At 66.5% G+C, this 12,865-nt stretch carries 13 protein-coding genes; 4 read left to right on the forward strand and 9 right to left on the reverse strand.

Going from position 1 to position 12,865, the window contains the following annotated elements:
* The first annotated feature begins 27 nt into the window (after positions 1-27).
* Entirely contained in the window at positions 28-198 is a 171-nt protein-coding gene (locus AC1DYM_RS15385) for a hypothetical protein (protein WP_477339751.1), read from the forward strand.
* A gap of 247 nt (positions 199-445) precedes the next feature.
* Here AC1DYM_RS15385 and AC1DYM_RS15390 read toward each other — a convergent pair whose 3' ends face one another.
* Positions 446-739, reverse strand: a complete 294-nt coding sequence (locus AC1DYM_RS15390; protein ID WP_477339753.1) for a hypothetical protein — start codon at positions 737-739, stop codon at positions 446-448.
* Between the two features lie 237 nt (positions 740-976).
* Here AC1DYM_RS15390 and AC1DYM_RS15395 point away from each other — a divergent pair, with 237 nt between their 5' ends.
* Entirely contained in the window at positions 977-1,630 is a 654-nt protein-coding gene (locus AC1DYM_RS15395; protein WP_046969125.1) for a response regulator, read from the forward strand.
* Positions 1,631-1,715: 85 nt separating this feature from the next.
* Here the strand turns inward: AC1DYM_RS15395 and rne are convergent, their stop codons facing one another.
* A complete protein-coding gene (rne, locus tag AC1DYM_RS15400) occupies positions 1,716-5,174 on the reverse strand; it encodes a ribonuclease E (protein ID WP_477339755.1) in 3,459 nt (1,152 codons plus the stop codon).
* 349 nt (positions 5,175-5,523) lie between these two features.
* On the opposite strand from rne, the gene AC1DYM_RS15405 reads away from it, so the two are divergent.
* Complete coding sequence (locus AC1DYM_RS15405) at positions 5,524-6,471, forward strand: RluA family pseudouridine synthase (RefSeq protein ID WP_071924986.1); 948 nt, start codon at positions 5,524-5,526, stop codon at positions 6,469-6,471.
* Positions 6,472-6,494: 23 nt separating this feature from the next.
* Here AC1DYM_RS15405 and AC1DYM_RS15410 read toward each other — a convergent pair whose 3' ends face one another.
* Complete coding sequence (locus AC1DYM_RS15410) at positions 6,495-7,916, reverse strand: CPBP family glutamic-type intramembrane protease (protein ID WP_477339757.1); 1,422 nt, start codon at positions 7,914-7,916, stop codon at positions 6,495-6,497.
* 7 nt (positions 7,917-7,923) lie between these two features.
* The gene (locus tag AC1DYM_RS15415; protein WP_477339759.1) at positions 7,924-8,265 is read right to left on the reverse strand and encodes a 4a-hydroxytetrahydrobiopterin dehydratase; all 342 of its coding nucleotides are present in this window, start codon (positions 8,263-8,265) and stop codon (positions 7,924-7,926) included.
* A 136-nt stretch (positions 8,266-8,401) separates the two neighbouring features.
* On the opposite strand from AC1DYM_RS15415, the gene AC1DYM_RS15420 reads away from it, so the two are divergent.
* On the forward strand, positions 8,402-8,995 hold the full coding sequence (locus tag AC1DYM_RS15420) for an NfuA family Fe-S biogenesis protein (RefSeq protein ID WP_477339761.1): 594 nt from the start codon (positions 8,402-8,404) through the stop codon (positions 8,993-8,995).
* 122 nt (positions 8,996-9,117) lie between these two features.
* On the opposite strand, the gene AC1DYM_RS15425 is transcribed toward AC1DYM_RS15420, so the two are convergent.
* The 5 genes from AC1DYM_RS15425 to AC1DYM_RS15445 form a co-directional block, all read right to left on the reverse strand.
* A complete protein-coding gene (locus AC1DYM_RS15425; RefSeq protein WP_477339763.1) occupies positions 9,118-9,471 on the reverse strand; it encodes a c-type cytochrome in 354 nt (117 codons plus the stop codon).
* Between the two features lie 17 nt (positions 9,472-9,488).
* Positions 9,489-9,809 carry a c-type cytochrome gene (locus tag AC1DYM_RS15430; protein WP_046969130.1) on the reverse strand — a complete coding sequence of 107 codons (321 nt, stop codon included), beginning with the start codon at positions 9,807-9,809 and terminating at the stop codon, positions 9,489-9,491.
* Between the two features lie 96 nt (positions 9,810-9,905).
* Positions 9,906-11,141, reverse strand: coding sequence for a TraB/GumN family protein (locus AC1DYM_RS15435; RefSeq protein WP_477339766.1), 1,236 nt, complete (start codon positions 11,139-11,141; stop codon positions 9,906-9,908).
* Positions 11,142-11,166: 25 nt separating this feature from the next.
* The gene (locus AC1DYM_RS15440; protein ID WP_477339768.1) at positions 11,167-12,057 is read right to left on the reverse strand and encodes a carbon-nitrogen hydrolase; all 891 of its coding nucleotides are present in this window, start codon (positions 12,055-12,057) and stop codon (positions 11,167-11,169) included.
* 17 nt (positions 12,058-12,074) lie between these two features.
* Positions 12,075-12,865: agmatine deiminase family protein (locus AC1DYM_RS15445; protein WP_477339770.1), on the reverse strand; the 791-nt coding region annotated here is incomplete at its 5' end.

Raw genomic sequence — 12,865 nt, forward strand, 5'->3', positions numbered from 1 at the left:
GGTCGCAAGAACCCGGAGAGAGGGATCATGTCCACCGAACACACCAACGCGCTCGGCGCCATGGCAGCAGGCAAGCTGCTCGCTATGGCGACGGGTGGGCGCTGGGGTCCGACGATTCTCATCCTCGCGGCCATCATCTTGCTCCGTCGGCGTGCCTCGGCACGGGCAGCGGGTCTTGGTAGAAAGCGCATCGCGTAACGCGCTTACTTCTTCGTCTGATGGTTATCTTCGCCCGTCCCATCGAGCGGATCGCCTGAGGCGTCCGTCTCCGGTTCACGGGTAGGCGTGCGTGGATCGCTCGGCGGATCGTTCTGGCCGGGATGCTGCGGTGGGCGATTTTTCTCATTAGCCAAGAGGTGTGCTCCGGTTGATAGGGGAGCATCCACCTTGCAGCGATGACGTTGACGATACCGTGCCCGCTGCGTGAGGACGAGGTGGTCGTCGCTCAGTGAATCTTGCGTTTCCGGGCCGAAAGCACGGTGTCACCGGGAGCGGTGATGCCTGCGAACAGAGCCGAGGTCTCGCCATAGGTCTGGTCGGTCAATAAAGGTGTCACGACGGCCATCCATCCTTCTGCGAATGAGCTCTCATCCTGGGGCCGGCATGCCGGTGTATACCGACACATTGCTTCTGCCAGCGCCGCTATCAGAGCGGACGGGTCGGGATGCGTGGCGAATGCGGCGTCGAGCGCCGATTCCAATGCGGCAAGTTTACCTAGGAGGTAGGTTGTGTCTTCCATGAGAAAAGCATGTCCTTACGTGTACGCCTACAAACAGGCGTGGGCGACGATGACACGAACATCAGGTCATGTCACCTCACGCAGCACGGCGTCTACCGCTACAGGCTGGCGCGACCGAGGTTGATGATATGTACACGCTGGTTGTCTCGCCTGCACATCTGGCATTGTATGCGTCCGCAGGCCGCGCGCGATCGATCCGCGCGCAACGAAGCACAGTCGGCCCAGGGAGGGCACTAAATGATTAACGTTGTATTGGTCGACGACCATGAACTGGTCAGGACCGGTTTCCGGATGATCCTGCAGCAGCAAGCGGATTTCCGGGTCAGGGGAGAAGCGGGTACGGCGGAAGAGGGCCTGCGGCTCATCCGCACGCTTGCGCCGGACATCGCGCTTGTGGACGTCCACATGCCGGGCATGAGCGGGGTCGAACTGACGGAGCGTGTCGTACGTGCCAAATTGCGCACGAATATCGTCATTCTCACCATTGTCGATGACGCCCGTTTTCCAAAGCGACTGCTCGATGCGGGTGCGCTCGGATACCTGACCAAGGGCTGCTCGTCAGACGAGCTTCTCAGTGCCGTGCGCCAGGTCGCTTCAGGTCGGCGCTACCTCGCCCCGTCGGTGGCGCAGCAGCTTGCCCTTGCCACGCTCGATGGCTCGGAGTCGCCCTTCGATACCTTGTCCACCCGCGAGATGGAAGTGTCGATGATGCTGGTCCGCGGCATGCCGCTTACCTCCATCGGAGAGCGGCTCAACCTGAGCCCCAAGACAGTGTCCACGTACAAACAGCGTCTGATGGAAAAGCTGCACGTCGATCACGTCGTCGGCCTCGCCCACCTGATGACGGTGCACGGTTTGCTCGACACGCACAACCATCAGGTTGGCAGTTGAGATAGTTCGTACCCATGACACGAAAACGCCGGGCATTGCCCGGCGTTTTCTTTTGGGGAGGCCGAAGCCTCCCTGCTTTTTTTGCTTAGTGCTCGTCGCGCGGCGTGTCGCCGTGCGACGGCTCCTGGCGCGGACGCGTCAGGAGGTCGCCCTGTGCGGGCGGAGCCGCGACCGGGGCAGGCGTCGGCACGGGTGCAGCCACCGGCGCGGGCGCCGGCGCGGCAACCGGAGTCGGAGCCGTGACCGGAGTCGGAGCCGTGTCCGGGGCAACAACCGGCGTCGGTGCATCGACCGGGGTAGCAACGGGAGCTGCAACCACAGCCGGTGCCGGCACAGGTGCCGTTACGGGTGCCGCAACCGGCTCCGGCGCGGGCTCTGCCTGCGGAGCCGCAGCTTCCGGAGCGACGGGCGTCGGCTTCGGGGCGGTCACGACAGCTTCCGCGTCGATCGGGGCTGGCGTCGGGCCGGCGGGAGCAACGACAGGCTTCGGTGCTTCGACCGGGGCCGGTGTTTCGACAGCGGCTTCGACGACCGGTGTCTCAGCGGTCGTGTCCGGCAACATGCCGCGAGCCGGCGTGTCGAGCACGGACGCCTGCTTGGCCGACGTCGCAAGCTCGATGGACGGCTCTTCCACCGCCGGGGCGATGGCGACCGGTGCTGGGGCGACGTGCGCCGCAAGGACCGGTGCGGGTGCCGGCGCCTCGACCGACACCGGATTCGACGTCAGCGGTGCATCGGACTCGGTCTGACGGCGCTCGGTGGTACGCGTCTGCGCCGAGTCGGCCGGCGTGGCCGGGTCGACAGGGTGGGCGTGCGACGTGACCGGAGCGGACGTGCCCGGGATCGGCGGCAGCTTGGGCAGCGAGCCGAGGGTCAGTGCCGACGGCACCGACTCGTCGTCCGTGGCGAAAGCGGCGGGCTGGGTAGCTTCGTTGCGCGGGGCGCCCACGGCGAACGCGTTCTCGGCAGCGGCTGCCGTATCGAGCATCGGCGGCACGCTGGCACTGTCACGCGTCGTGCGAGCCGGCGCGGTATCGACGACGTCGTCGCTGTCGCCGTCCTCGTCATCGAGATCGTCAGCGTTGCCGCCTTCGATCGAACCGGCCTGCGTACCGTCTTCCTGGCGACGACGACGGCGACCGCCGCGACGGCCACGACGACGGCGCTGGCCACCTTCGGTGTCTTTGGTGTCGGTGGACGGTGCGCTGCCATCGGCGGCAAGCGAGCCCTCGACCTGGGTGAGCGCCTCGTCGGTGATGACCGGCGACACGCCTTCCTCGTCCTTCAGCGGAGCGTTGGGCCGCTCGGCCGGGACGTGCACGGTACCCGGTGCAGCCGTCTGAGCAGCACCGGCGACCAGCGTGGTGGCCTTTTCGATCTTCTCGACCTTCTCGCCCTGCGGCTGACGCTCGCCGCGTGGCTGGCGACGACCCTGGCCTTCGCCGGGCTGGYCCTGCGGCTCCTGGCCCTGACGACCGCCCTGGCGGCCGCCCTGCTGCTGTTCTTTCGGCTGGCGCGGCTGCTTTTCTTCGCCCTGACGCGGCTCGCCCTGGCGCGGTTCACCGCGGCCCTGCTTGTTGCCGCCCTTGGCCTGCTGCTGGCCCTTCGGCTGCTGCTGCGCGTTGTCCTTACGCTCGCCACGTTCACCGCGCTCGCCGCGCTGACCCTGCTGGCGCTGCTCGTTGTTCTTGTTGCGACCTTCGTTGCCACGGCGGTCGTCACGGCGCGGATTGCGCTCGTTACGGCCGCCGCTGCCCTGACGCGATTCGTCGCGACGGGCCGGTGCCGGCTCGGCCGCCGGGGCTGCCGGTGCGGACGAACCGAACAGGCCACCGAAGAGGCGCGAGAAGAAGCCGCCCTTCGCGGCCGGAGCGGCGGCGACCGGACGTGCCTTGGCGGCAGCGACGGGCGCGGCCGGCGTTTCGTCTTCGTCGTCGCGGATCGGCGCCGGGGTGGACGGAACCACGCCGGTCACCAGCGGCTGCTCGCCGCTGCCCAGGGCCTGGCCCATCTTCGGCAGGGCGACGGCGACCACCGGGGTGGTGCGCTCGTAGCTCGGCTTGCTGTGCTCGCCCATGTCCGCCTCGCGGATACGGGTGATTTCCAGGTGCGGGGTCTCGAGCTTGTCGTCGGCGACGACGACCACGTGCACGTTATGGCGCAGCTCGATCTCGACGACGCTGGCGCGCTTCTCGTTGAGCATGAAGTTGGCGACCGCGGGCGGCGCCTGCACCAGGACCTGCCCGGTGTTTTCCTTCATCGCGTGCTCTTCGATGAGACGCAGGGTGGAGAGGGCGAGCGATTCCACGCTGCGGATGTGGCCGTGGCCTTCGCAACGTGGGCAGACGATCTGGGTGGCTTCGCCGAGGCTCGGACGCAGGCGCTGGCGCGACATCTCGAGCAGGCCGAAGCGGGAGATACGACCGATCTGGACGCGGGCGCGGTCCGCCTTGAGGGCGTCCTTGAGACGCTCTTCGACCTCGCGCTGGTGGCGCGGGCTGTCCATGTCGATGAAGTCGATGACGATCAGGCCGCCGGCGTCACGGATGCGCAGCTGGCGGGCGATCTCACTGGCGGCTTCGAGATTGGTGTTGAACGCCGTCTCTTCGATGTCGCTGCCCTTGGTGGCCTTCGACGAGTTGATGTCGATGGCGGTCAGGGCTTCGGTCTGGTCGATGACGATCGAACCGCCGGAGGGGAGGCGGACGTTACGCTCGAAGATGCTCTCGATCTGGGTTTCGATCTGGTACCGCGAGAACAGCGGAGTCGGATCCTGGTAGAGCTTGAGCTTGCGCAGGTTGTTCGGCATGACCTGCTGGACGAAGTCGCGAGCGTCGCTGAACAGCTGCTCTTCGTCGATCAGGATTTCGCCGATATCGTTGCGCAGGTAGTCGCRCAGGGCGCGGATGAACAGCTTCGATTCCTGGTAGATCAGGAACGGGGCTTTCTGCGAGTTGGCGGCACCGGAGATCGACTTCCAGAGCTGCAGGAGGTAGTCGAGATCCCACTGGAGCTCTTCGGCGTCGCGGCCCATGCCGGCGGTACGCACGATCAGGCCCATGTCGTCGGGCACCGAGAGGTGCTCCATCGCTTCCTTCAGGGCCTGGCGGTCTTCACCCTCGATGCGGCGCGAGACGCCTCCGGCACGGGGGTTGTTCGGCATCAGCACCATGTAGCGACCGGCGAGGCTGATGAAGGTGGTGAGGGCGGCACCCTTGTTGCCGCGCTCTTCCTTCTCGACCTGGACGATGATTTCCTGGCCTTCCTTCAACAGCTCGCGGATGTTGGACTTGCCTTCCGCGTTCGGGTTGAAGTACTCGCGGGCCACTTCCTTCAGCGGAAGGAAGCCGTGGCGCTCGGCGCCGTAGTCGACGAAGCAGGCTTCGAGAGACGGCTCGACGCGGGTGATGCGTCCCTTGTAGATGTTGGCTTTTTTCTGTTCCCGGGACGGGATTTCGATATCGAGATCGTAAAGATTCTGGCCATCGACGATGGCCACGCGCAACTCTTCGCGCTGAGTCGCGTTGATCAACATACGCTTCATTGTAATTCCTCGACCTTGCCGCGCGGCCGCGTGCCGCGGTGGCGCCCTTTGGGGCGGCCTGCCGGGGATCGCGCCGCAGCGGTGAGGCTTCAAGCGGCATGGGATCCGGGACCGATACCTGGACCCGGCGTGATTCGTGATAAGCGCCTTGCAACCGGTCCGCGTCCTTACGGATTAGCCGGACAACCGCAACCCGAACCGTTACGATGTGGGGTGTGCTCACCTTCCGACCCCTCGGACGGAATGGCATGACACTCGCCTTACGTGACGGTACAGGCACCCCGCGAGAGATAAGTCTTCAGCGGAGCCTGGCGCTCGCCGAGTATCCTATCAAATTCGAGTTTTATCAATGCAGACGGTAACTTCCCTCGACGGCGGCCAAGGTGTGCGCATCGTCGAAATCGGTCCCGAGCGGGACGGTCAGCGCGTGGACAACGCCTTGATGACCATGCTCAAGGGAGTGCCGCGCAGCCTGGTCTACCGCATCCTGAGAACGGGTCAGGTCCGTATCAATGGCAAGCGGGCCAAGCCGGAAACGCGCCTTGCCCTGGGCGACATGTTGCGGATTCCGCCGGTCCGCGTGGCCGAGCGAGAGGAGGGCGTGGCCCCCTCCGGCATGGTCAAATCGGTCGCCGACGCGGTGATTTTCGAAGACAAGCACTTCCTGGTGATCGACAAGCCGGTCGGTATCGCGGCCCACGGCGGCAGCGGTGTCAGCCATGGCGCCATCGAGCTGCTGCGCGCCGCCCGGCCCAACGAGCACCTCGAGCTGGTCCATCGCCTCGACCGCGATACCAGTGGCGTGCTCGTCCTGGCGAAGTCGCGTTCGGGCCTCACCGGGCTGCAGGCCCTGATCCGCGAGAACACCGTCACGAAGCAGTACCTCTGCCTGATGACCGGCACCCCGCGGAAGGCTAAGTTCGACGTCAACGCGCCGCTGCTGAAGTCGGTGATGCACGGGGGTGAGCGGCTGGTCCGGGTCGACGACGCCGGCAAGCCCTCGCTGACCTACTTCAAGGAACTGGAGCAGTACCCGAACGCCCGCCTCATGCAGGCGACCCTGGGTACCGGTCGGACCCACCAGATCCGCGTGCACGCCCAGTACGCGGGCCATCCGCTGGCCGGCGACCCGAAGTACGGTGACGAAGCAGCGAACAAGCGCTTCCGCGCCATGGGCCTGAAGCGGATGTTCCTGCATGCGGCCCGAATGAGCTTCGATCTGGACGGCAGGAACTACGATTTTTCCTCGCCGTTGCCCGACGAACTCAAGGCTTTCCTGGACAAACTGGCCGGCTGAGCCGTCATACCGGTCGCGCTGTCTCAGCCGAGGAACCGGGCGCTCACTTCCAGTGAGCGCAGGATGCCCCCGGCCAGGCAGGCCTGCAGGAGCAGGGCGCTGAGCGCATGGGCCAGCGCGACAGGGAACAGGGCCCGGTGGTGCAGGTACCACCAGGCCCAGCCCAGCTCGGCCACGAAGCAAAGCTGCATCAGCAGGCCGTTCGGGGTGTGCAGCAGGGCGAACGCGACGGCGGCGAGCAAGACGGCCAGCGGTCGTGGCAGCGCCCGGGCCAGCAAGGCGGCGACGACAGCCAGGATCAGCCACTGCTGGACGAAGGCCCAACCTATATAAAGGAGTGCCCGTCCGGCCGCAGGCCACGCGGGGGCGTGCCCGGCCACGGCGATGATGGCGATGGCGACCGGCACGGCGAGGAGTGGCCAGCCCGCCGTCCGCCATGCGCCGAACCAACGCCAGCGCGGAAGCCGGCGCCGGATTCCCAACACGACGGCGTAAGCCACGCCGAGCACGAACATGGCGACGCCGGATGCGACCGGTCGACTCGACAAGCCCAGTCCGGCGATGAACCACACCGGCCCAGCGATCACGAGCAAGGCCTCGATCGGCCCGGCCCTCGCGGGCGTATCTGTGGTCTCCTGGCCCGGCTTCATGGCCTTGCGTATCGCGGGGACGATCATCAGTAGCAAGGCATACAGGAGCGGTGCCGCCCATGGCTGCCACACCGGCGCGGGTGGGGATGGCTTGGCGTCGCCAAAGCTGGCCGTCGGTGCGGTCACCCGTCGCGCATCGCGCCAGTCGAGCAGGCCCTCGGCGGTCAATCCGTCGGGCAGGGCCGTGGCGTCCGGAGGCGTCCAGGTCGGCGGCGGCGCCAGCGAGGCTTCGCGAAGCGTGAGTGTCTGGTCGGCGGGAAGCGTGGCCGTGAGCCGGAGCATGGCCGCCCTGGCAGGCGGGATGGCGGCGTGGCCAGCCGCGTCGGTCCACTTCAGGCGGTCCAGTCGAAGGGTGCGCACCAGGGCACCCGGCCCCAACTCGCCCAGATCCGCATGGATGATCGGCGCTTGCAACGTCTGGCGCAGGTCGAGGCCGTAGTGACCCTTGGCCGAGGCCGAGGCGTCGAGGCGCAGGGTGGTCAGGGTACGCAGGTCGGCCTGGCGGGTCAGCGGGAAGCCGATCTGCAGCGGCGAACCGTCGATGGCTGTGACCTGGAGGCCGTTCGGCAGCGTCTTCAGCTGCCCGCCGCCGAAGGCCCGTCCCGCGACGACATCGTCGTTGTCACGGAGATGCCAGTGCCAGGGCGACGATCCAGCGGCATAAGCGGCGCGATCCTGGGCGCTGTCGCGCTCGATCGTCGCGCGGACGAGGATCGCCGCGAACCAGGGCAGGGCGAAAAGCGAGGCGAGCGCCAGCAGCACCGCCGCGATGGCGGTCCCGCGGGGCCACAACATGCGCAGCTCAGCGATCGAGCAGGGCCTCGACGCGCGCGGCGCAGATCATGTCGTTCAGCGACAGACCGCCCACGTCATGCGTGGACCACAGGACCTGGCAATGGCCGTAACCGGCTTCGAGGTCAGGATGGTGGTCTTCCTGGTTGGCCATGAAGCCGACCGCATTGATAAAGCCCAGCGTGTGGTGGAAATCCGTGAACGGGAAGTCCTTGACGATGGCCTTGCCATCCGCCGTGACCTTCCAGCCGGGAAGGGCTGCGAGATGGCCGTCGATGGCCGCCCGATCGAGCGCATGCTCGGCGCCCTTGCGGGGCGTGCAGTGCTGGCTGGCGAGGGGGGAAAGGGGCATGGGAAGTTTCCGTACGTTGAAAACGCGAAGCGTCGGCGGTCGCGGTTGAATTGTCAAAAGGCGGCGTCCACTAAACAGTACTAGAATGGTGCTATATCCGGCGCTCCCCACGCCGGACCTCCCCTCGGAGCCTTTCATGATCGACATCTCGGAGCGCGCCCAGGCGCATTTCCAGCGCCTGCTCTCGCAGCAGGGCGACGACGACCTCGGCATTCGCGTGCGCGTGGTTCATGCGGGTACGCCCGCGGCCCAGTGCGAGCTGGAGTTCTGCTCGACCTCGGAGCTCACCGGCGACGAGTGGACCATCGAGTGCACGGGCTTCAACCTGTACGTGGACGGCGAGAGCGCCCGCTGGCTGGACCCTGCCAGCATCGACTACGAGACCACGGAAACCGGCAGTCAGCTCAATATCCGCGCGCCGCGGATCAAGGGTGAGGCACCGGGCGAGGGCGCCGGCCTGATCGAGCGCGTCCAGTTCGTGCTGGAGTCCGAGATCGCGCCGCAGATCGCCTCGCACGGCGGGCGCATCTCGCTGGTGGAAGTCGCTGCCGGCAATATCGTGGTGCTCCGCTTCGGCGGCGGTTGCCACGGCTGCGGCATGGTCGACGTCACGTTGAAGAACGGCGTGGAGAAGACCCTGCGCGAGCGCATCCCGGAGATCACCGAGGTGCGCGATGTCACCGATCACGAGACGGGCGAGCAGCCGTATTTCGCCAAAGCCGCCGGCTAAAGCAACAAAAAAGCCCGCGTAAGCGGGCTTTTTTTTGTGTGGGAGCCGATTCATCGGCGATGGGTGCTTGCTGCAACCGGGTTATCGCCGCTGAAGCGGCTCCCACAATTTCCTGGTTTCGCTCAGTCGCTGCCCTGGATGTGATGTTCCAGGCCGTCGAGCTTGGTCGGCATGGTGGCGAAATACGCCGAGACATCGTCGATGTCCTGGTCGGACAGCGTCGCGGCGAAACCCTTCATGATCGGGTTGCCACGGCGGCCATCCTTGTATTCGTGCAGGGCCATCGCGAGGTAGTCGGCGTACTGGCCGGCCAGTCGCGGGTACTGCGGGTCGACGGCGTTGCCGTCCTGGCCGTGGCAGGCCACGCAGGTGGCGATCTTGGTCTTGCCGCGCGCGGGATCACCGGCGGCAAAGGTCTGGGTGGCGGTCAGCGCGAGCAGCGCGCCCAGGGCGAGCAGGGAAAAACCACGGATCATCATTCGTCCTCGGCGGCTTACTTGGCGAGACTGGAGAGGTAGGCGGCAACGTCCGCGATTTCCTCATCGGACAGGCTCTGCGCCTGGATACCCATCGTCGGGTGGGTGCGCTCGCCACTCTTGTAGGCCTTGAGGGCGTTGACGATGTACTGCTCGTTCTGGCCGGCGATATGCGGCACGTGGTACTCGGGGTAAGCGTTGGCATAGCCCGGCACGCCGTGGCAGCCGTTGCAGGTATAGACCAGCGTCCGTCCCTTGGCCTTGTCCCCTTCGGCGTGCGCAGCGGATGCGGCGCACAGTGCTACAGCGATCAGACCAACCAGTTGCAGACGCTTCATTAAGAGTTCCCTGGGTGCCGGGCGGGGCCGGGGTTGAAAAGCCGTCGAAGTATAGAGGCGTGTTGCGACGACCGACAACTCAGGGTAGCAGGGGACTCAGAGCAGGCTGCGAATAATGTGGAAGCCCGCGATGTATTCGCCGGCGATCGTGCCCAGGCAGACCAGGAAGAAGTTGAGCAGGGTCCGCGCCACGCGGTTCTTCCACCAGCCTGTCCAGTGGGTGATGTCGTCGCGAAGGTGCTCGAAGTCGATCACCCGCGGTTTGCGGATCCACGCCTCGGCCATGGCGCTGAAGGCGCCCGAGGGGATGCCGGGGCGGAAGGGTTTCAAGGGCCCGGCGACGAAAGCCGCAACGATCGAGAGCGGATGACCGCCGGCAATCAGGGCGCCCAGCGCCGACAGGCCACCGGTCAGCAGGATCCAGCTCTTCACCGCGTCCGCGCCAAGGCTGGGGCTGCGATAAAAGGCGAAACCGATGGCGACGAAGATCGCCAGGACGAGACCGACGGCGAGGATCTTCGGCCAGGGCGAGGCGGGCGGCGTGACCGCGAGATCGTCCGCGAGGCCCTGCGCATCGCCATGCTGGTGGGCCAGTTGCTCGCTCATGCCCTTGAGGTGACCGGCACCGATGACGACGAGGACCTTGCGCGTCGGCGCGTCCGGGTCCATGCGCATGCCGTTTTCACGCAGGCGCGCGGCCATGAACGTGTCTCGCTCGGCGATCAGCGCGTTGTACAGCGGCGCCGAGTTGGTCGCGAATTCGCTGAAGGCGCTCTCGAGCAGGTCGGATTCCTTGAGCTTCTCGATATCGGCTTCGGCGATCTCCTCGCGTTCGAACACGCTGCCGAGCATGCCGGCCAGCAGGCCGAAGCGCTGGAAGAAGCCGACGCTGCGCCAGGCACGCTTCAGTGTCGTCCCCACTTCGCGATCGACCAGCCAGACGGGCAGGTTGCGTGCGTCGGCACCGTCCATCGCGGCCTTCATTTCGGCGCCGGGTTCGATGCCGTACTGCGCGGCGAGACGCTTCTGGAAGGAGCCGAGCACCAGGCTCGCGGCGACCATGCCGGCCTTGCCCTGGCGGATGACCTGGAACAGGTCGAGCTGTTTGAAGGCTTCGGGATCGCGGATGCCGTGCGCCCGGCTGGCGCACAGTTCGACGGCGACAGCGTCGAAATGCTCGGTCTCGAGCAGGGCTTCCACCGCGTGCACGCTCGCCCGCGAGACATGAGCCGTGCCGAGGATGACGTAGTCCACGCCGTCGCGCCTCATGCGCTCGATGGGCTGGCCTTCCAGGGCGGCGGGGAGCGTTTCGTCGTGCTCGGCAGGGATCATGCGCTCGGAGTCCTTAAGAGGGGGATCAGTCGCGGAAACGCTTGGTCAGGTCGCCGTAGGCGTCGATGCGGCGGTCGCGCAGGAACGGCCAGATGCGACGAACATGCTCGCTGCGCTCCATGTCGACATCGCAGATAAGCAGTTCGCAGCCGTCGGTGCCGGCCTGGGCGATGAACTCGCCCTGCGGGCCCGCTACGAAGCTCGAACCCCAGAACTGGATGCCGCTGCCGACGTTGGAGGGGTCCGCCTCGTAGCCCGTGCGGTTGCACGAGAGCAGGGGCAGGCCGTTGGCCACCGCGTGGCCGCGCTGCACGGTGATCCAGGCTTCGCGCTGGCGTGCCTTCTCGGCATCGTCGTCGTTCGGATCCCAGCCGATCGCCGTGGGGTAGAACAGGATATCGGCGCCAGCCAGCGCCATCAGGCGCGCGGCTTCCGGATACCACTGGTCCCAGCACACGAGCACGCCAAGCTTGCCGACCGACGTCTGGATGGGATCGAAACCGAGGTCGCCCGGGGTGAAGTAGAACTTCTCGTAGAACGCCGGATCGTCGGGGATGTGCATCTTGCGGTACTTGCCGGCGATCTCGCGCGAGCGATCGAAGACCACGGCGGTGTTGTGGTACAGGCCGGTAGCACGCTTCTCGAAGATCGAGGCGATGACGACGAGCTTGAGCTCCTCGGCGAGCTTGCCGATGCGTTCGGTGCCCGGGCCGGGAATGGTCTCGGCGAGGTCGAACACGTCCACGCTCTCGCGCTGGCAGAAGTACGGGCCGTTGTGCAGTTCCTGCAACAACACCAGTTCCACGCCAGCCTTGGCCGCTTCGCGCAGGCCGGCTTCGATGGCGTCGAGGTTGCCGTCGCGGCTGCCGCGGTCGGTTTCCTGGAGCAGGGCGACCTTGAGGGTCTTGCGGGTCATCGTTTTCTTCCTCAGGGTTACTGGGCGATCGCGGCGGGCAGCTGCATGGTGATGCAATGCAGGCTGCCGTTCTGCCAGATCAACGGGCGGCACGGCACCTGGACGACTTCGCGGCCCGGGTGGGCCAGCCCGATGATCCGCGCCGCTTCCGCGTCCTTCTCATCGCCGTAGGCCGGCACGAGCACCGCGCCGTTGATGATCAGGTAGTTCGCGTAGGACGCCGCCAGGCGACGGCCTTCGTCGAGGATCGGCTCGGCCCAGGGCAGCGGATGCAGCGGGTAGGGCTTGCCTTCCGGCGAACGCAGCGCCGCCAGTTCCGAGCCCATCTGGCCCAGTTCGGCAAAGTGCGGATCGCTTTCGTTGTCGCAAGCCTGGTACACGATGCCGCCGTCCTCGGAGAAGCGCGCCAGCGTGTCGATATGGGCGTCGGTGTCGTCGCCTTCAAGGTAACCGTGGTCCAGCCAGAGCACGCGGTCGGCGTGCAGGGTGGTCGCCAGGGTGTCGGTCATGGTCTCGCGGGAGAGCTCCGGATGACGCTGGTTGAGGCACTTCCAGGTGGTCAGGATGGTGCCGCGGCCGTCGCTCTCGATACCGCCGCCTTCGAGCGCCCAGTCGATGCGCTTGTGCGGCAGGCCCGAAAGCACGCCGCGCTCGAGCAGGCCGGAGATCAGGGCATCGTCCTGCTCGGCGCCGAACTTGCCGCCCCAGCCGGTAAAACGGTAATCGTTGAGCAGCACGCCGTCCGGACCGGTGAGCGTGATCGGGCCGGAGTCGCGCAACCAGGTGTCGTCGTAGGGCAGTTCGATGA

The organism is Luteibacter sp. P1_D3 (assembly GCF_056406135.1).